The organism is Pseudomonas fluorescens (genome assembly GCF_000802965.1).
In the GTDB taxonomy this organism is placed as follows: domain Bacteria; phylum Pseudomonadota; class Gammaproteobacteria; order Pseudomonadales; family Pseudomonadaceae; genus Aquipseudomonas; species Aquipseudomonas fluorescens_A.
In genome coordinates this window covers 274,221-294,878 of the sequence record NZ_JSAK01000015.1, presented here as the reverse complement: position 1 = coordinate 294,878, position 20,658 = coordinate 274,221, and the positions used below count along the sequence as shown (strand labels likewise).

12 protein-coding genes and 1 pseudogene are annotated in these 20,658 nt (G+C 60.1%); all 13 read right to left on the bottom strand.

From position 1 onward, the window contains the following. Positions 1-99: 99 nt before the first annotated feature. The 13 genes and pseudogenes from gspF to pilQ all read right to left on the bottom strand — a co-directional run bounded on the left by gspF (position 100) and on the right by pilQ (position 20,654). Positions 100-1,305: a type II secretion system inner membrane protein GspF gene (gene gspF / locus NL64_RS13845; protein WP_034148625.1), complete on the bottom strand. Its 1,206-nt coding sequence runs from the start codon at positions 1,303-1,305 to the stop codon at positions 100-102. 3 nt (positions 1,306-1,308) lie between these two features. Next, positions 1,309-2,790, bottom strand: coding sequence for a type II secretion system ATPase GspE (gene gspE / locus NL64_RS13840; RefSeq protein WP_034148624.1), 1,482 nt, complete (start codon positions 2,788-2,790; stop codon positions 1,309-1,311). Next, positions 2,787-4,706 (bottom strand): annotated as a pseudogene (gene gspD, locus NL64_RS13835) (type II secretion system secretin GspD). Before gspD ends, gspE begins: the two are co-directional and overlap by 4 nt. 8 nt (positions 4,707-4,714) lie before the next feature. Beyond that, positions 4,715-5,254 (bottom strand): type II secretion system protein N, encoded by a 540-nt coding sequence (locus NL64_RS13830; protein ID WP_034148623.1) that lies wholly within the window; start codon positions 5,252-5,254, stop codon positions 4,715-4,717. 7 nt (positions 5,255-5,261) lie between these two features. Continuing rightward, on the bottom strand, positions 5,262-5,828 hold the full coding sequence (locus tag NL64_RS13825; protein WP_367379620.1) for a cytochrome b: 567 nt from the start codon (positions 5,826-5,828) through the stop codon (positions 5,262-5,264). A 54-nt stretch (positions 5,829-5,882) separates the two neighbouring features. After that, positions 5,883-7,349 (bottom strand): N-acetylglucosamine-binding protein GbpA, encoded by a 1,467-nt coding sequence (gene gbpA, locus NL64_RS13820; protein WP_034148622.1) that lies wholly within the window; start codon positions 7,347-7,349, stop codon positions 5,883-5,885. 296 nt (positions 7,350-7,645) lie between these two features. Next, the gene (gene hemE / locus NL64_RS13815; RefSeq protein WP_034148621.1) at positions 7,646-8,713 is read right to left on the bottom strand and encodes a uroporphyrinogen decarboxylase; all 1,068 of its coding nucleotides are present in this window, start codon (positions 8,711-8,713) and stop codon (positions 7,646-7,648) included. 248 nt (positions 8,714-8,961) lie between these two features. Then, positions 8,962-10,380, bottom strand: a complete 1,419-nt coding sequence (locus NL64_RS13810) for an FAD-dependent oxidoreductase (protein ID WP_034148620.1) — start codon at positions 10,378-10,380, stop codon at positions 8,962-8,964. Positions 10,381-10,413: 33 nt separating this feature from the next. Then, positions 10,414-14,859 carry a glutamate synthase large subunit gene (gene gltB, locus NL64_RS13805; RefSeq protein ID WP_034148619.1) on the bottom strand — a complete coding sequence of 1,482 codons (4,446 nt, stop codon included), beginning with the start codon at positions 14,857-14,859 and terminating at the stop codon, positions 10,414-10,416. A 350-nt stretch (positions 14,860-15,209) separates the two neighbouring features. Continuing rightward, positions 15,210-16,799 carry an AAA family ATPase gene (locus tag NL64_RS13800; protein ID WP_034148618.1) on the bottom strand — a complete coding sequence of 530 codons (1,590 nt, stop codon included), beginning with the start codon at positions 16,797-16,799 and terminating at the stop codon, positions 15,210-15,212. Positions 16,800-16,809: 10 nt separating this feature from the next. Continuing rightward, positions 16,810-17,910 carry a 3-dehydroquinate synthase gene (gene aroB / locus NL64_RS13795; RefSeq protein ID WP_034148617.1) on the bottom strand — a complete coding sequence of 367 codons (1,101 nt, stop codon included), beginning with the start codon at positions 17,908-17,910 and terminating at the stop codon, positions 16,810-16,812. A gap of 151 nt (positions 17,911-18,061) precedes the next feature. Continuing rightward, positions 18,062-18,580, bottom strand: coding sequence for a shikimate kinase AroK (gene aroK, locus NL64_RS13790; protein ID WP_034148616.1), 519 nt, complete (start codon positions 18,578-18,580; stop codon positions 18,062-18,064). A 4-nt stretch (positions 18,581-18,584) separates the two neighbouring features. Then, positions 18,585-20,654, bottom strand: coding sequence for a type IV pilus secretin PilQ (pilQ, locus tag NL64_RS13785; RefSeq protein WP_034148615.1), 2,070 nt, complete (start codon positions 20,652-20,654; stop codon positions 18,585-18,587). Between the last annotated feature and the right edge of the window lie 4 nt (positions 20,655-20,658).

Sequence of the window (20,658 nt, the reverse complement as noted above, 5' to 3'; positions counted from 1 at the left end):
GGGTCCGCTTCGCGGCCCAGCGGGAGCAAGCTCCCTCGCCACAGGACTTTGTTCATCTTGAGAGTGCTTAACGTCATCGCTGCGTAGGGATTGCATGGATCAATTCACCAATTGGTTGAGGCTCAGAATAGGGAGCAGGATGGCCAGGACGATCAGCAGCACGACGCCGCCCATCAGCACGAGCATGGCCGGTTCGAACAGGCTCACCACCAGGGCAATGCGCGCGGCCAGGCTGCTTTCCTGCTGCTCGGCGGCGCGGGCCAGCATGCGGTCGAGTTCACCGGCGCGTTCGCCGCTGGCGATCATGTGCAGCATCATCGGCGGGATGTCGCCGCTCAGTTCCAGGCCACGGGTCAAGGTGCCGCCTTCGCGCACTGAGCGGGCGACATCGGCCATGCGGGTTCGAATGGTCAGGTTGCCGATCACGGCGGCGGCGATTTCCAGTGCATCCACCAAGGGCACCGCACTTTTGCCGAGGATCGCCAGGGTGCTGGCGAAGCGCGCCGCTTCCATCGCCCGCAGCACTTCGCCAATGACCGGCAGATTCAACGCCAGGCGATGCCAACGCAGTCGCCATATCGGCTGGCGCAGGCTCCAGCGCCAAAGAGCGATCAGCGTTGCTAAACCGCCAATCAACAGCAGGCCATGGTTGCGCAGCCCGTCACTGGTGCTGATCAACGCGCGGGTCAGTAAGGGCAGCGCCTGACCGCTGTCGACGAAAATTTTCACCACATCCGGCACCACGAAACCGAGCAAAAAACCGACGATCACCACGCTGACCAGCATCAGGATCAACGGATACACCAACGCCATCTGGATTTTCTGCCGCGAGGCCTGGCGGGCTTGGGTGTACGCCGCCAGTTGCTCCAGCACATGGCCCAGATGCCCGGAGCGTTCACCGGCGGCCACGGTGGCGCGGAACAATTCAGGGAAGGCCTTGGGGAACTGACCCAACGCCGTGGCCAGCGCATGGCCTTCCATCACCCGGCTTCTGACCGCCGACAACAGACCGGCGACCCGGCGTTTGGCACTCTGCTTTGCAACGGCGTCGAGGGCTTCTTCCAACGGCAGACCGGCCTGCACCAGCGTGGACAATTGCAACGTCAACAACGCCAGATCCGCAGCACTCAACCTCCCTGCACCACGCGGCGTATGCGAACCCGCTACCTGGATCTCGCTCACGGCGTGCGGCCACATGCCGCGCTCACGCAACAGTTGCCGCGCATGACGCGGGTTGTCCGCCTCCAGCCGTCCCTTGCAGCGCTGGCCCTTGGTGTCGTCGGCGCGGTAATCGAAAGTCGGCATGCCTCAGTCCTCCCGCGTCACGCGCAATAGTTCGTCAAGGCTGGTCAAGCCGTCGATGACCCGTTGTCGGCCATCCTGAAACAGGCTGTGCGAAGCCTTGCGCGTCTCGTCGGACAAGGCCTGCTCGCTGGCGCCTTGGTGGATAAGGGTCGACAGGGCAGGCGTCACACTGATCAGTTCGTAGATGCCGATGCGCCCGCGATAACCGTGTTGACACTGCGCACAGCCGACGGCTCTGAACAGCTGCAATGGGGCCGCACCGTCAAGCCCCAAGCGTTGGCAGGCCGTCGCATCAGCGCTATACGGCGCCTTGCAATGCGGGCACAGCGTGCGCAACAAGCGCTGGGCCAGAACGCCCACCAGCGACGACGCCAGCAGGTAAGCATCGACGCCCATGTCCACCAGCCGTGTCACCGCGCCGACCGCGCTGTTGGTGTGCAATGTCGACAACACCAGATGCCCGGTCAACGAAGCCTGGACGGCGATTTCAGCCGTCTCGCGGTCGCGGATTTCGCCGACCATCACCACGTCCGGGTCCTGGCGCAGGATTGCCCGCAAACCTCGGGCAAAGGTCATGTCGACTTTCGGATTGACCGGCATTTGCCCGACACCCGGCAGGTGATATTCGATGGGGTCTTCGACGGTGAGGATGTTGCGGGTCTGGTCGTTCAGACTGCTCAGTGCGGCATACAGGCTGGTGGTTTTTCCGGAGCCCGTCGGCCCCGTTACCAGCAGGATGCCGTGGGGTTTGCCGAGCAACTGGCGCAGGGCTGCGAGGGTGTCGCCGGGCATGCCCAAGCGCTGCAACTCAAGGCGTCCGGCCTGTTTGTCGAGCAGGCGCAACACCACTCGCTCGCCGTGGGCCGAGGGCAAGGTCGAGACGCGCACATCGACTTCATGCCCGGCCAGCCGCAGGGCCATGCGACCATCCTGGGGCACACGTTTTTCCGCGATATCGAGTCGCGCCATAACCTTGATCCGCGAGACCAGCAGCGTCGCCAGTTCACGCTTGGGCCGGAGCATTTCGCGCAATTGCCCGTCGACGCGCATACGCACCGACAGGTACTGCTCGAAGGTTTCCAGATGCACATCCGAAGCCTGCTCGCGCACCGCTTCGCTGAGCAGCGCGTTGATCAAACGGATGATCGGCGCATCGCCCTGCTGTTCCAGCAAGTCGGCAGTTTGCGGCACCTGATCCACCAGGCTGAGCAGGTCCAGTTCTTCATCCAGACCTTGGGCGACCTGCTCTGCAGCGCTTTGCCCTTCGCGGTAAGCAGCGGCCAGGCGTGTTGCAAACACCTCCGGTGGCAGCAATCGCAGCGGCAGCTCACGACCACAAACACGGCGCGCTTCCGCCAAAGCGGTAAGTGGCGTATCAGCACGTATGGCCAGGCTGCATTCAGCGCCTTCACGTTCCAGCAACACACCGAAACGCCGGGCGAAACCGAAGGGCAACGCCTCGCAAAAACCGGAAGCGCGGCTCATGGAGCGGACTTGCGCAGATCGAACACCGGCGCCTCGGAATCGGGCTCGAACAATTGCCGCGCATCCGCCGGTAGCAGCAACGAGTTGTTCTGCCCCGCGCCCCGCTGGCTCAAATCGTGGAGCGCGTTGTAGCGCTGGCGGCTGACCTCGACCAGATCTTCCTTGCTGCGCACGATGGTGGGCCGCAGAAACACCATCAGATTGCTCTTGGTCTGGGTGTCTCGGTTCCAGCGAAACAGTGCGCCGAGGTAAGGAATGTCACGCAGCAGCGGCACACCGCTTTTCTGCGTGCGCACGCTGTCGCGGATCAGCCCACCGATCACAATGATTTCGCCGTCGTCGGCCAGAATGGTGCTTTTGAGCGCGCGTTTGTTGGTGATCAGATCCGAAGAGTCGATGCCCGACACTGAGGGCGCGATGTCCGAGACTTCCTACGCGACTTCCAGGCGCAGAGTCGAGCCTTCGTTGATGTAAGGCTTGATCTTCAGGCTGATGCCGACGTCTTTGCGTTCGACCGTGGTGAACGGATTGTCCGCGCCGCTGCTGTTGGTGGCGTAGGAACCGGTTTTGAACGGCACGTTCTGGCCGACGATGATTTCCGCTTCCTGATTGTCCAGCGTCAGCAGGCTCGGCGTGGACAACAAGTTGCTCCGCGTATTGCTGGCCAACGCCGAAATCAATGCACCGAAGCGGTCGCTGCCGAGACGCAGAATCGCGCCTTCGGGCGCCGATTTTTTTTCGTCGAACGTCAGGCCACCAACGATCGGGATGTCGGTGCCGGGGAAGTTGATGAAGCCTTTCGCATCACCTGTATTGATGCCCCACTGCACGCCTACCGCTTCGGCGATGTCTCCGGAAATCTCGACGATGGCGGCATGGATCAGCACTTGCGCCCGCGGCTGATCCAGCTGGCGCACGATACTTTCGATGGTCCTGACCTGCGCCGGCTCGGCGATCAGCACCAGCGCATTCTGGCTTTCGTCGGCCTTGATCATGAACGTCGAGCCGGTCGCAGTTTCCTTGCCACCACCCACGATCGGCAGCGCTTTTCGGCCCTGCCCCATGGTTTCCAGTATCTCGGCCAGTTGTTTGGCATCGCTGTGGCGCAAGCGGATCACCCGCGCGTTATCAGGCAGTGCCGTGGCGGGGATATCCAAGCTGCGCGCCAGATCGGCCAAGCGTTGGCGAACGGCGGGCGGGCCAATGAGGATCAGGCGATTGGTACGGGGATCGGCCAGCACCTGGATCGTAGTATCGGCATTGCGCTTGCCCAAAGCGGCTTCCATCATCGGCGCCACGTCGCTGGCCTGGGCGTGACGCAGCTGAACCACCGCGTGCAGGGTGCCCTGCCCCGAGTCGAGTTGCCGGACCACCTGGGCAATTCGTTGGGCATTGGCTGCTGTGTCGGTCACCACCAACGCATTGGCCGACACCGATGGCCCGACGTATCCATTGACCGACACCAAGGGCCGGACCAGCCCGGCAATGTCGGCGGCGCTGCTGGTGTTGAGCTCGATGACCCGGGTGACAAACTGCGAGGCCGTGGCGTTTTTTGCGGCTCCGCTGCCAGCGCGGGTTTTCGCCTCGGTCACGGGGGTAATCAGAATCCGGTCGCCCTCGTCGATCACCGTGAAGTTATGGGCATCCAGCACCGAGTAAAACAACCGGCGCACGCCCTCACGATCAAGGGCCTGATGGGACATCACCGTGATGCGCCCGGTGACTCTGGGATCCAGCACCACGGTGGTCCCGAGGATGGACGAGATTTCTTCGACGATGTCGCGCAACTCGGCGTTGTTCATCGCCAACTGCCATTTTTCTTCTGCGGCTTGCAGCGCGTGCGGCAAGGTCGTCGCCGCCAAAGCGACAAGAAAAAGCAGGGAGCGCAGGGCATGCGCGCCGGTGAAACTGTTCATGGGTTTGTTCACTCTGACGGCCCGGAAAGCGGGCGTAGAAAACGCGTGGGAACAGCGAAGGTTTGTGTGTCGGCTGGCGACTCAAGTCGAAGCAGGAAGCGCTCGGTAGAGGGCTGCAGCGTTAAGCGCTCTTCGCGACCCTTGTTCCACAGCACCACTTGATTAGCCTCGACGCGTCGCAGAACACTGCCACCCGGCAAACGCTCGCCGACTTGATACATGCGCGGGCCTTGCGCATCGGCCAGCAGCGCTTTGGACACGCCGTTGCTGACGACGAAGCTCGCCTGTAGCGTCAGCGGTTCGGCACTGGCAAGCAGCGTGGATGGCGTGGCCAAGCCAAGCACCGTTGCCACTGCCGAGGCATTCAGCGGCACAAGCGCAGGCGTCGGGATTGGCGTGGCCACCGTCGATGACGGGCGAGCCAGTTGCTCGCGAAATTGCCACTCCTGCCATACCGCAAAAACGCCGTAACCCACCGGCGAGGCGAGCAGGCAAACAGTGCCCGCACGCAAACCGAAGCGCGCCACAAACTTCAGTGAAAGCTTCATGAGCGGCTCACTCGAGCTGCTCATTCGAACGCTTTTCGCACAGGCGCAAAGACATTCGCCGCAAGATCCGATGGCCGCACAACTCGTGCACCAGCACTGCGCCAACATGCAGAGCAATCAACCCCGAGAGAACCACGCACGCCCATACGTGAATCTTGACGAACAGTGCGACAAGCACCGGATCACTGAGCGGTTGCGCAATTTTGATTACCCCGAATACATCGATGGGCCGATCCATCATCAACACGCCGGTCACCAGCACGACACTCACCATGAGGTAGATCAGCGCGTGAGCGAGCCACACCAACTTTTCCTCAATCGATAACAGGCTCACGCGCATGCAACGGGCGTGAGCCATAAAAAAACAGAACCGCCAGAAAAAAAAGGGAATGAACACCGTGGTCAGCGACACATTGAAAAATGCGACCCAGTGTTTCGTTTTTTCGGACACATCATTACCGGCGACATAAAACCCGGATATCAAAGTCCACACGATGACTGCCGCTGAGATCCAGTGCAGTAGCACGCGTTTTTTGCAGTAACCCGAAACCGTCATTTCCAGCTCAACTTTCAACAAAAGGCTGCCTTCAGGCGACCCTTTACAGGTCGCCTGAAGAACTACGGGGACTTAGAGCTTGTTCCAGGCCATGTGCCAGTGCCCACCGACGCCAGGCTCAAAGCCGTTGGCGGTCGGGCTGTATTGCTTGCAATAGCCCGACTCGGGGAACGGCTTGCATTCAAAGACTTCGTTGGTCTTTGGCTGCAGCACTTTGGTACCGGCCTTGTACTCGCTGATGCCTTCGGGGAATACGAACTCATAGTCGGCACCGGCGCCCTCACCGGTCACGTTGACCGATTGGGTGTCCTGACGAGTGGTCCGGCCATCCAGGGTGGTGCCGACCAGTGTCAGGGTATGTGCCCCTGGATTGCTGCGGATATCAATGGCCAGCCACGCGGAACCACTGTCCACCTGTGCCGAGGTAGAACCGACCGGCTTGTTGCTCTCGTCGAACAAGGTGGCTTCAACGTTCATTTTGCGATTGGAAATGATGCTGAAATCGACCTTGGCCTGGCCCTTTTCCAGCACGTATTGCTCTTGCTTCGCAGCGACCGAGAGACGTGCTGCCGCATCTTCCTGCATGTTCAGCTGGACTTCGTAACGGGTGACGCCGCTTTCTTTTTGCGCATACAGGCTGTTGCTGCCCTTGACCGGCTCAATCGCGCCGTTTTCATCGCGAAGGCCCGCACGGATCAATGTATGAGCCTTGTTGATGGCTTCTGCGAGCTTGAACGACCAATTCTGCGGCGAACCTTCCTCTGCAGTATCGATGGAAATTTCGACGCTGTAATTCGGGCTCTCGCCATTGGCGGAAAATGCTCGAGCCTTGACCTTGTCGCCGATCAGCAACTGGGCTGAAGGGGCGATGCTGCCCACGGAGGACCAACCGCCTGGCAACTCTGGCTCCGCAAGGATGTTCACGTCTGCCGCGTTGTAAAACGCCGCATCCGTATCACCTACCGTCCAGATGGCCAGGACCACGTGCTGACCGGTTTTGTCCGTCGGGATGGTGCAGTTGTGTTTGTCGCTGTTGGACGGTCTCTGATTGCCGCCATCAACCGTGCAGAACGGCGTGCTTTCGAAGGTCGCGCGTTTCAGCGATTCGTTCGGATTCCAGCCGTTGCGGGTAATGAAATACTCATGCTTGGTGGCCGGGTGCACGGCCGTGTAGGTCCATTGGAAATCGATGTTGCGATCCTTGATTTCCGTCAGGTGCCAACGGGTAGCCGACTGGGCATCCATGGCGGAGAACAACGCGTGACCGCCACTCGCGATCTTGCCGTCCACCGGACCCTGCATCGGTGCACCACCGACGCCGGCCGGAAAGCCTTTGAAGGTTTCACCGACACTTTGTGGCTCGTATTGCGCGCCACCACAGTTGGTGTTCAGCCCTTGCTTGCAAGCCAGTGCTCGCGAAGGTGGCACTTCCAGATAGCCGTGAGCGGAAGCACTTTGAGACGCCAGCATTGCCGATAACAGGATCATTGAGGAAGTGCAGGCGGCTAACGCACTTCCTTTGTAAGAAGTATTTTTCATCTAATGAATTCCAGACTACTTATCGAAGATTAACGCGCGCAGGACGCGCGCCGTTGTTTGCGATATTGCTCAGCGTTGGGCTGAGCAAGGGTCCGAAACCTTACTTGGACAAAACCGTTTTCTATGTAGGGAAAGTCTCTGATCAAAGCAGGATCAGTCTCTCTAATCACTTTTCTGACAAAGGACGAAAAATTTCTTACATGTAGTAACACCCCAACCAAAACATGAAGTTTAAAGACATAAAAAAACCTGTCTGGCGCCAGGCCGGACAGGCTTTTTAACAACTTCCAAATGAGTTATTCGTGATACTGCGCCGACAACTCATGCACCGCGCGCAGGAAGGCGCCGGCATGTTCCGGGTCGACTTCCGGCGTGATGCCGTGACCCAGGTTGAACACGTGACCACTGCCCTTGCCGTAACTGGCGAGAATACGGCCGACTTCGGTGCGGATCGCTTCCGGTTTTGCATACAGCACGGTCGGGTCCATGTTGCCTTGCAGCGCGACTTTGCTGCCGACACGCTCACGGGCGTTGCCGATGTCGCAGGTCCAGTCCAGACCCAGCGCGTCGGCGCCAGCGTCGGCGATGCTTTCCAGCCAAAGGCCGCCGTTCTTGGTGAACAGGATCACCGGCACCTTGCGACCTTCGTGCTCGCGGATCAGGCCGCTAACGATTTTCTTCATGTAGGCCAGGGAGAATTCCTGATACGCCGCCGCCGACAGGTTGCCACCCCAGGTGTCGAAGATCTGCACCGCTTGAGCACCGGCCATGATCTGGCCATTGAGGTAGCTGGTGACCGACTGCGCGAGCTTGTCCAGCAGCAGGTGCATGGCTTGCGGATTGTCGTAGAGCATGGCTTTGGTCTTGCGGAAGTCTTTCGACGAGCCGCCTTCGACCATGTAAGTTGCGAGGGTCCATGGGCTGCCGGAGAAACCGATCAGCGGCACGCGGCCGTTCAGTTCACGGCGGATGGTGCTGACCGCGTCCATCACGTAGCCCAGGTCTTTCTGCGGATCAGGAATCGGCAGGGCTTCGATATCGGCCAGGGTGCTGACGACTTTCTTGAAGCGCGGACCTTCACCGGTTTCGAAGTAAAGGCCTTGGCCCATGGCATCGGGGATGGTCAGGATGTCGGAAAAGAGGATCGCCGCGTCCAGTTGTGGATAGCGGTCGAGCGGCTGCATCGTGACTTCGCAAGCGAATTCCGGATTCATGCACAGGCTCATGAAATCGCCGGCCTTGGCACGGCTGGCGCGGTATTCCGGCAGGTAGCGACCGGCCTGACGCATCATCCATACGGGCGTGACGTCTACGGGTTGCTTGAGCAGGGCGCGGAGGAAACGGTCGTTCTTCAGGGCAGTCATGTCGGCATCCGGAAAAAAAGTGCGAGCATTTTCTCAGAGCGCGACGCAAAAGGCACGGCAAGCGCCGCACCTTTTGTCTATCGGGTCAATTTGTCGCAATGAATACAGGTTTGCTAACACCACAAAACACTGTGGGAGCTGGCTTGCCAGCGATGCAGGCACCTCGGTTCGTCAGATAGACCGAGGTGATTGCTATCGCTGGCAAGCCAGCTCCCACAGGTATTGCATTTCAATCTGTTGAAAAGTGATCAGACGCCCAGGTAATCCAGAATCCCTTCAGCCGCATTGCGGCCTTCGAAGATCGCCGTCACCACCAGGTCGGAACCGCGCACCATGTCGCCACCGGCAAAGATTTTCGGATTGCTGGTCTGGTGCTTGTACTGACCTTGCTCAGGCGCAACGACGCGGCCCTGGCTGTCGGTCTGGATCTCGAACTGTTCGAACCACGGCGCCGGGCTTGGGCGGAAACCGAAGGCGATGACCACGGCGTCGGCCGGGATGATCTCTTCGGAGCCCGGAATCGGCTCGGGGCTGCGACGGCCACGGGCGTCCGGCTCGCCGAGACGGGTCTCGACCACTTTCACGCCTTCGACCTTGTCTTCACCGACAATGGCAATCGGCTGGCGGTTGTAGAGGAATTTCACGCCTTCTTCCTTGGCGTTCTTCACCTCTTTGCGCGAGCCCGGCATGTTCGCTTCGTCACGACGATAAGCACAGGTCACCGACTTGGCACCCTGGCGGATCGACGTACGGTTGCAGTCCATCGCCGTGTCACCACCACCGAGCACCACGACCTTCTTGCCTTTCATGTCGACGAAATCTTCCGGCGACTTTTCAAAGCCCAGGTTGCGGTTGACGTTGGCAATCAGGAAGTCCAGCGCGTCATACACGCCTGGCAGGTCCTCACCGGCAAAGCCGCCCTTCATGTAGGTGTAGGTGCCCATGCCCATGAATACTGCATCGTATTCTTCGAGCAGTTGCTCCATGGTCACGTCCTTGCCCACCTCGGTGTTGAGGCGGAACTGGATGCCCATGCCGCTGAAGACTTCGCGACGATTGCTCAGCACGGTCTTTTCCAGCTTGAACTCAGGGATACCGAAGGTCAGCAGACCGCCGATTTCCGGGTTCTTGTCGAACACCACCGGGGTCACGCCACCGCGCACCAGCACGTCGGCACAGCCCAGGCCCGCCGGGCCCGCGCCGATGATCGCAACACGCTTGCCGGTCGGCTTGACCTTGGACATGTCCGGGCGCCAACCCATGGCGAACGCGGTGTCGGTGATGTACTTCTCCACCGAACCGATGGTCACCGCGCCGAAGCCGTCGTTGAGGGTGCAGGCACCCTCGCACAGACGATCCTGCGGGCACACCCGGCCGCAGACTTCCGGCAGGGTGTTGGTCTGGTGCGACAGCTCGGCGGCCTGGAGGATGTTGCCCTCCGCCACCAGCTTCAGCCAGTTTGGAATGAAGTTGTGCACCGGGCACTTCCATTCGCAATACGGGTTACCGCAACCCAGGCAGCGGTGGGCCTGGTCGGCCGACTGCTGGGGTTTGAACGGTTCGTAGATTTCCACGAACTCTTTCTTGCGTTGACGCAACAGTTTCTTCTTCGGATCCTTGCGCCCGACCTCGATGAACTGGAAGTCATTATTCAGACGTTCAGCCATTGTTAAAACCTCATCAAACTCTTCAGGCGCATATCACTGCGGGTTGGCACGGGTGCTGGAAAGCAACGACTTCAGGTTGGCAGCCTTGGGCTTGACCAGCCAGAAACGACGCACGTAATCATCGAGGTTTTCGGCGAGTTCACGACCCCACTCGCTGTCGGTTTCCTCGACGTACTCATTCAGCACGCGTTGCAAATGGCTACGGTAGGCTTCCATCGCCTCGCCGCTGATCCGCTGGATTTCCACCAGTTCGTGATTGACCCGGTCAACGAAGGTGTTGTCCTGGTCGAGCACGTAGGCGAAACCGCCGGTCATGCCAGAGCCGAAGTTGTAACCGGTCTTGCCCAGTACGCAGACGAAACCACCGGTCATGTACTCGCAGCAGTGATCGCCAGTGCCTTCCACGACGGTGTGGGCACCGGAGTTACGCACGGCGAAACGCTCGCCTGCAGTGCCGGCGGCGAACAACTTGCCGCCAGTGGCGCCGTACAGGCAGGTGTTGCCGATGATGGCACTGTCCCGAGTCTTGTAGACGCTGCCCTTCGGCGGAACGATGACCAGTTTGCCGCCAGTCATGCCTTTGCCGACGTAGTCGTTGGCGTCGCCTTCCAGGTACATGTTCAGGCCGCCGGCGTTCCACACGCCGAAGCTCTGACCAGCCGTGCCCTTGAAGCGGAAGGTGATTGGCGCGTTGGCCATGCCCTGGTTGCCATGCTTACGGGCGATTTCACCGGAGATCCGCGCGCCGATCGAACGGTCGCAGTTGCAGATATCCAGGGCGAAATCGGCCCCGCTCTTGTCGTTGATCGCCGAGGTGGCCATGTCGACCATTTTCTCGGCCAGCAGGCCCTTGTCGAACGGCGGGTTGCGTTCCACACCGCAGAACTGTGGCTTGTCCGCCGGCACGTGGTCGCTGCCCAGCAGCGGGGTCAGGTCCAGGTGATGCTGCTTGGCGGTCTGGCCTTCGAGAACTTCCAGCAGATCGGTACGGCCGATCAGCTCTTCGAGGGAGCGTACGCCCAGCTTGGCCAGCCACTCACGGGTTTCTTCGGCGACGTAGGTGAAGAAATTCACCACCATGTCGACGGTACCGATGTAGTGATCCTTGCGCAGCTTCTCGTTCTGAGTCGCCACGCCGGTGGCGCAGTTGTTCAGGTGGCAGATACGCAGGTATTTGCAACCCAGGGCGATCATTGGCGCGGTGCCGAAGCCGAAGCTTTCAGCGCCGAGTATGGCCGCCTTGATCACGTCGAGGCCGGTTTTCAGACCGCCGTCGGTCTGTACCCGGACTTTGCCGCGCAGGTCGTTGCCGCGCAGGGTCTGGTGGGTTTCGGCCAGGCCGAGTTCCCACGGAGCGCCCGCGTATTTGATCGAGGTCAGCGGCGATGCGCCGGTACCGCCGTCGTAGCCGGAGATGGTGATCAAGTCCGCATAGGCCTTGGCCACACCGGCGGCGATGGTGCCGACGCCTGCTTCTGCTACCAGCTTCACCGAGACCAGCGCTTTCGGGTTGACTTGTTTCAGGTCGAAAATCAGCTGCGACAAGTCTTCGATCGAGTAGATGTCGTGGTGCGGCGGTGGCGAAATCAGGGTCACACCCGGCACCGCGTAACGCAGCTTGGCGATCAGACCGTTGACCTTGCCCCCTGGCAGCTGACCGCCTTCGCCCGGCTTGGCGCCCTGGGCGACCTTGATCTGCAGCACTTCGGCGTTGACCAGGTATTCCGGGGTCACACCGAAACGGCCAGTCGCCACTTGCTTGATTTTCGAGCTCTTGATCGTGCCGTAACGTGCCGGGTCTTCGCCGCCTTCACCGGAGTTGGAACGCGCACCGAGGCGGTTCATGGCTTCGGCCAGGGCTTCGTGAGCTTCCGGCGACAAGGCGCCCAGGGAGATGCCGGCGGAGTCGAAGCGCTTGAGCACCGATTCCAGTGGTTCGATCTCGCTGATGTCCAGCGGCGTGTCGAGGGTTTTGACTTTCAGCAGGTCGCGGATCATCGACACCGGGCGGTTGTCCACCAGCGACGTGTATTCCTTGAACTTGCTGTAGTCGCCCTGCTGCACGGCGGCTTGCAGGGTGTTGACCACGTCCGGGTTGTACGCGTGATATTCGCCACCGTGGACAAACTTCAACAGGCCGCCTTGCTGGATCGGCTTGCGCGGGCTCCAGGCTTCGGTAGCGAGTGCTTTCTGTTCGGCTTCGATGTCGACGAAACGCGCACCTTTGATACGGCTTGGAACGCCACGGAAGCTCAGGTTGCAGACTTCCTCGGACAGGCCGATGGCTTCGAACAACTGCGCACCACGGTACGAAGTAATGGTCGAGATACCCATCTTCGACAGGATCTTCAGCAGGCCTTTGGTGATGCCTTTACGGTAGTTCTTGAACACCTCATAGAGGTCGCCCAGCACTTCACCGGTACGGATCAGGTCGCCCAGCACTTCGTAAGCCAGGAACGGATAAACGGCAGAGGCGCCGAAACCGATCAACACGGCGAAGTGGTGCGGATCGCGAGCGGTCGCGGTTTCCACCAGGATGTTGGAGTCGCAACGCAGGCCTTTTTCGGTCAGGCGGTGATGCACCGCGCCGGTAGCCAGGGAAGCGTGGATCGGCAGCTTGCCCGGAGCGATATGACGGTCACTCAGCACGACCTGGGTACGACCGGCGCGCACGGCTTCTTCAGCCTGATCAGCGACGTTGCGGATCGCCGCTTCGAGGCCGACGCTTTCGTCGTAGTTCAGGTCGATGATCGCGCGCTCGAAGCCCGGACGATCGAGGTTCATCAGCGAGCGCCACTTGGCCGGGGAAATGACCGGCGAGCTGAGGATCACGCGCGAAGCGTGTTCCGGCGACTCCTGGAAGATGTTGCGCTCGGCACCGAGGCAGATCTCCAGCGACATGACGATGGCTTCACGCAGCGGGTCGATCGGCGGGTTGGTGACCTGCGCGAACTGCTGGCGGAAATAGTCGTACGGCGTGCGCACGCGCTGGGACAGCACGGCCATCGGCGTATCGTCGCCCATCGAGCCCACGGCTTCGTAGCCCTGTTCGCCGAGCGGACGCAGCACCTGGTCGCGCTCTTCGAACGTGACCTGGTACATCTTCATGTATTGCTTGAGTTGATCGACGTCGTAGAACGCCGAGCCATGGTCGTTATCTTCCATGGTCGCCTGGATGCGCAGGGCATTCTTGCGCAGCCATTGCTTGTACGGATGACGGGACTTCAGACGGTTGTCGATGGCGTCGGTGTCGAGGATCTGACCGGTTTCGGTGTCCACGGCAAAAATCTGGCCCGGGCCAACGCGACCCTTGGCGAGCACGTCTTCAGGCTGGTAGTTCCAGACACCGATTTCGGACGCCAGGGTGATGAAGCCGTTCTTGGTGGTGACCCAACGCGCCGGACGCAGACCGTTACGGTCGAGCAGGCACACCGCGTAGCGACCGTCGGTCATTACCACGCCGGCCGGGCCGTCCCACGGTTCCATGTGCATCGAATTGTATTCGTAGAACGCACGCAGGTCCGGGTCCATGGTTTCGACGTTCTGCCACGCAGGCGGAATGATCATCCGCACGCCACGGAACAGGTCGATGCCACCGGTGACCATCAGCTCCAGCATGTTGTCCATGCTTGAGGAGTCGGAACCCACGCGGTTGACCAGCGGGCCGAGCTCTTCCAGGTCCATCAGATCGTTGGTGAACTTGGTGCGACGGGCCACAGCCCAGTTGCGGTTGCCGGTGATGGTGTTGATCTCGCCGTTGTGCGCCAGGAAGCGGAACGGTTGAGCCAGCGGCCATTTCGGCAGGGTGTTGGTGGAGAAGCGCTGGTGGAACACGCAAATCGAGGTTTGCAGGCGCTCATCGCTCAGGTCTGGATAGAAGGCGGTCAAATCCGCCGGCATCATCAGGCCTTTATAAATGATGGTCTTGTGCGAAAAGCTGCAGACGTAGTGGTCGGTGTCGGCGGCGTTGGCCACGGACGAGCGACGACGGGAGGTGAACAGCTTGACGGCCATGTCCTGATCGCTCAGGCCTTCACCGCCGATGAACACCTGCTCGATCTGTGGCAGGCGCTCAAGGGCCAGACGGCCGAGGACGCTGGTATCGATCGGCACTTTGCGCCAGCCGACGAGCTGCAGGCCGGCGGCCAGGATCTCGCGGTTCATGTTCTCGCGAGCGGCTTCGGCTTTGACCGGGTCCTGGTTGAAGAAGACCATGCCCACGGCATATTGCTTGGGCAGTTCGACGCCGAACGTTTCCTGGGCGATGGCTCGCAGGAACACGTCCGGCTTTTGAATCAGCAGACCGCAACCGTCACCGGTCTTGCCGTCGGCATTAATCCCACCGCGGTGGGTCATGCAGGTCAGGGCCTCGATGGCCGTTTGCAAAAGGGTATGACTGGGCTCGCCCTGCATATGGGCTATCAGGCCGAAACCGCAGTTATCCTTGAATTCATCTGGTTGGTACAGACCTGCTTTCATAGACACTTTCTCACCAGGCTGCCTCTTGTCGAGGCAAATTTCTTTTCAATTCAACCACTTACCAACCGCGCCGAACGTACGCCAGCTTTGCGGGGGCAAAAGGGAGGTCATTGTACACACCGACACAGAGGCTCACAAATTTGACGACGAGATGTCGCAAATCTATGTCGCATTTGTGAAAGGTTTAAAGCGATATGCTGTGCTAGTCAAAACTTTTTTAATTCTGACCGCAACGACTCAAAGACTACTGTGACGCAGACACCACAAGGCACGCGGTCTGTAGAGACGGCGCGCACTTGCAGAAATTTTGAGGTGCTTGGAGAGGCGGCCTGGGTAAGGCCGCCGAATCTTCAGCGAGCTGTTGCCAGTTCCTGTTGGACGCTGGCGACAGAGCGTGGCCAAGGTTTACCAGCCTGAACCTTCGCTGGCAAGGCCTTGATGGCGGAAACGGCTGCATCGCGGTTGCTGAAACTGCCGTAGGTGATGACGTAAAGCGGCTTGCCGTTCAGTACTTTCTTGAAATAACGGTACTCGCCACCCTGCTCCTTGACGAAGTTTTGGGCGGTCGCTTCGGAGCTGGTGCCGAGAATTTGCACCACGTAGTTACCCGGTGCCTGACCGGCGTACCAGGTGCCGCCAGCAGCCTTGGCCACGGTAGCTGGCTTCTCGGCCGGCTTGGCTGCTGGGGCTGCTTTAGCCACCGAAGCAGGTGCTGGCGCCGGTTTGGCGGCCGGAGCAGGGGCTGGCTTGGCGGTAGCAACTTGAGTTGGCGCTGGAGTTGGTTTGGCCGCCGTAGTCGGCGCCGGACCGGCTTCAACGCCCGTAGGTGGTGCGATCGTGGTCACGGTCGGTGGCGTAGCGCTGGAACCTTCGACTGGCACGCCATCGTCGCCCTCGGTGATACCACCGGCGGCTTCGGCCAGCGGGCCACGCATGACCGGCTGAGAATTACCGACCAACGGCAACGGCATCGGCTGCGTATTGCCAGCGAATTCGACGGACGGAGCCCCGCCAGATTGTGGCTGTCCCTGACCGAGCGGAAGTTGCGCCTGCTCGTTGGCCGGTGCACCTGTAGTCGGTGCTTTGCTGCGACCCGGCATCAACCAGGCGGCGGCTACCGCGACCACAACGACGGCGGAAATCGCCAATACGTGTTTCTTCGGCATATTGAACCCCATACTTGGACGCTTGACCGCTGAGCGGCTGGCAATCATGGCTTCGATCATTGCATCGCGGGCGACCTGGTTGATGGTGCCAGGCCAGCCGTCGGAGCTTTCGTGAATATCAGAGATCTGATCCGCGGTGAAAAGTTCGATACCCCGGCCGGCCCCTTCGAGGCGCTGTTCGAGATATTCGCGGGTTTCCTCTTCGGTGTAAGGCTGCAATTCGATGACGTGGAAGCGCTCTTCCTCGAGGTGCAAAGCCTCAAGCTGAGCAATCAGCGACGACTCGCCGAACAGGAATACATGCGGGCGACCTTCCGGTGCACCGGCTGCCAGCCCCATCAAGGCTTCAAGCGCGGATTCGTCGAGTTGCTCGGCGTCATCCACCAGCAAATAGACTTCCTGACCGGTGAGCGCCAGTTGCACAACCTGAGCCAGAATTGCACCGATCTCGGCCTGAGCAACGTCCAGCGCCTGAGCGACTTGACGCAAGATGCCAGCCGAATCGCCGGCGCCACGGGCGGAAACCACCACGCTCTGCACCGACTGCTTGTTGGTGCTGGCCACAAGTGCCTGACGCAACAGAGTCTTGCCACTGCCATGGGGGCCTGTGACCACCAACAGCAATTGGCTATAGCGCGCCAGGTGATGCAGCTGCCCCAGCACGGGTTTGCGCTGGGCCGGGAAAAACTTGAAGCCAGGTACCCGTGGAGCAAAAGGGTCATGACTCAACTGGTAATGGCCGAGGAAAGCCTCGTCGGCATGCAAACTAGTCATCGCGATCTTATTAACCTTTAAGCTGAGCCAGAGCGCGGTAATCCGCTCCCAGCGTGGCCTGTAAAACCTCTTTCGGATAATCGTCGGTCACCACTGCTTCGCCCATGTGGCGCAGCAGCACCAGGCGCAAACGACCGTCGATCACTTTTTTATCTATTGCCATGTGTTCAAGGAAATCGGCTTCGGTCATCTCTTCAGGAGGGATGACCGGCAGGCCAGCGCGCTGGAACAGACGAATGCCGCGATCACGTTCCTGTTCGCTGATCCAGCCCAGGCGCGCGGACATTTCCAGAGCCATTACGGTGCCAGCAGCGACCGCCTCGCCATGAAGCCAGACACCATACCCCATGTGGGTTTCGATGGCGTGACCGAAGGTATGCCCCAGGTTGAGCGTGGCACGTACACCGGTCTCTTTTTCGTCGGCACCGACCACCGCAGCCTTGGCCGCGCAGGAGCGTTCGATGGCGTAGGTCAGCGCTTGCTGATCCAGATTGCGCAGGCGATCAACGTTGTCTTCGAGCCAGGTCAGGAACGGCTCGTCGCAGATCAGCCCGTACTTGATGACTTCAGCCAGTCCGGCGGACAACTCGCGGGCCGGCAGGGTATTGAGGGAGGCAGTGTCGATCAGCACGACGTTCGGCTGATAGAAGGCGCCGACCATATTCTTGCCCAGCGGGTGATTGATCCCGGTCTTGCCGCCCACAGACGAGTCGACTTGCGACAGCAGCGTGGTCGGCACCTGGATGAAATCCACGCCGCGCTGGTAGCAGGCGGCAGCAAAACCGGCCATGTCACCAATCACACCGCCGCCGAGAGCGATTACGGTCGTGCGGCGGTCGTGCCGCGCAGTCAGCAGACCGTCGAAAATCAGTTGCAAGGTTTCCCAGGTCTTGAAGGCTTCGCCGTCAGGCAGCACCACGGAAATCACCGAGAACTGCTCGAGGCTGCGGGTCAGACGTTCGAGATAGAGCGGCGCAACGGTCTCGTTGGAGATAATCGCCACTTGTCGTCCGCGAATATGCGGGGCCAGCAGCTCAGGCTGATCCAACAAACCTTCGCCAATATGAATCGAGTAGCTGCGCTCGCCTAGATCGACCTTGAGTGTCTGCATGTGTCCCCACAGTGAAGATGGAATCAGGCGTCCTGCCTTGAGTTAACGAATGTCCACGGCGTTTGCTGGTGTGACGCCGTTCGGTAGTCGCTCGCCACAACCTTGGGCGGTCGTGGCAGGACGCCGAGGATAGCGCATTTCGCGCTGCGCATTAACGGGGAGGCAGTTGCTGCAAGCGTTCGAGAATATCGAGCACGACCATTCGCGGCGGCCGCTCATCGGTTTCGACCACCAGATCGGCGATTTCCCGATAAAGCGGATCGCGAATCGTCAGCAGATCCCGAAGGGTCTTGGCCGGATCGGCGGTACGCAACAAGGGACGATTGCGGTCGCGGGACGTACGGCCGACCTGCTGCTCGACGGAAGCATGCAGATAAACCACGCGCCCGCCGGCATGCAATGCCCGACGGTTGGCTTCGCGCATGACCGCGCCGCCACCGGTCGCCAGCACCACGCCGTCGTAATCGCACAGCTCGGCAATAATTGCTTGCTCGCGATCACGAAAGCCTGGTTCGCCTTCTTTATCGAAGATCCATGGGATATTGGCGCCCGTGCGTAATTCAATTTCCTTATCGGAATCTTTGAATGGCAAGCGCAGCTCTTTGGCCAGCAACCGGCCGATGGTGCTTTTTCCAGCCCCCATCGGTCCTACAAGAATCAAATTTCGCACAGAATCAACGACTCACAGCAATCGCCTGGTTATTCATGATACGCGGAGTGAGAAACACCAACAGCTCGGATTTTTTCTCCGAAACCACGTCACGCCGGAAAAGGCGGCCAAGATACGGCACATCGCCAAGAAATGGCACCTTATCTACAACCTTGCTTTGAGTATTTGAGAAAACACCGCCAATGACGATGGTCTCGCCATCGTTGACCAGGACCTTGGCATTGACCTCGTTTTTCTTGATGGGCGGCACATCCTGAACCTTGTTCAGGTAGTCCGGCTCATCCTTGGTGACCTTCACCTCCATGATGATCCGGTTGTCAGGGGTGATCTGCGGCGTCACTTCCAGCGAAAGCGAGGCCTCCTTGAAAGACACCGACGTAGCGCCGCTGGAGCTGGCTTCCTGATAGGGAATCTCGGTGCCCTTGAGGATTTTTGCGGTCTCCTTGTCGGACGTAACGACCTTGGGCTGAGAGACGATTTCGCCGTTGCCGGTCTTCTCCATGGCAGTCAGTTCCAGGTCGAGCAAAACGTTATCGGTGATGAACGCGATGCCGATTCCGGAGGTGTTGTTGACAGCCCCTAAGTCGACGAACGGCGCGTTGGTACTGGTGCTTCCCGGCGTGCCGATGGTCGATGACGCATTGGCGCCATTGCTGACCCCGGAAGTATTCCAGTTGCCCTTGTTCTGGATCGAGCCGCCCCAGCGCACCCCGAGACTCTTGTCATAATCCACATTGGCTTCGACGATTCGTGCCTCGATCATCACCTGCCGCACCGGTATATCCAGCTGCGCCACGATTCGCCGCAACTCGTCGAGTCGATCCTGAGTCTGGTAGGCAATGATGTTGTTGGTGCGCTCATCGACGGTGATCGAGCCTCGTTCGTCGACTTTTGCCTCGGCACTGGTAACCGACTGGAACAGCTTGGCAATATCGGCAGCTTTGGCGTAGTTGACCTGCAACAGTTCGCGCCGCAGCGGTGCCAAATCGGCGATCTGCTTCTGCGATTCCAACTCCTGACGCTCTCGGGCGGCAATTTCATCGGCCGGCGCCACCAGCAGGACGTTACCGATCTTGCGCTTGTCCAGCCCTTTGGTTTTCAACACCAGGTCCAACGCCTGATCCCACGGAACATTCTGCAAGCGCAGGGTGATTCCGCCCTGCACCGTGTCGCTGGCCACCAGGTTGAGATTGGTGAAATCGGCGATCAATTGCAGCACCGAGCGCACATCGATGTCCTGGAAGTTCAGCGACAGCTTTTCACCACTGTAGGCGTAGCGATCCGCATTGCGTTTCTGCAAGTCGTCGACGGTCATCGGGCGCACGCTGACGGTCAGCTTGTTGTCGGTCTGGTAGGTCGAATAATCGAAAGTGCCGCTAGGCTCGATGCTGATCGTGGCTCGATCGCCGGTGGCGCTGGCATTGACGAACTGCACTGGCGTGGCGAAATCCTTGACGTCCAGGCGTACGCGCAACGGTTCCGGCAGCTGGGTCCTGGCAAAAGCGACAATGATCTTGCCATCGCGCTCCTGAATGTCCGGCGCAATGGACGGATCCGACAGATCGATCACCACATTGCCTTCGCCCTGGGTACCACGCTGGAAATCCACGCCGCGAATGGCCTTGGTCGATGCTGCACGCGCACGCGCCGGGGCTGGTTTTGCGACAGCGGCCGGGCTGGATGCCGGGCTTTCGGCTGCCTGCCCGACCACAACAAACAGGTTGTTGCCTTCGACCCGCGTGTCATAGGGACTCAACTGGGTCAGATTGATGATCAGCCGCGTACGGTCCTTGGCCTCAACCACCGTGGCACTGCGGGCGTTACCGCTCCCGAGATCGCGACTCTTGCTCGCCAGTTGACTGACCACGCCGGGCAAATCCAGCGCGATACGTGCAGGCGATTCCGTGGTGTAACCGTTGGGCGACGGCGGTGGTTCATCGAACGCCAACTTCAACTCGACGCGATCTCCCGGCAACGCTGCGACATCCAGCGCCTTGAGGTTGGCCGCTTGTACCATCGGCGACAGCAGCGCTATCCATAGCGACACTCCGAGGGTGGAGAAAATCCTGTTCATTTTT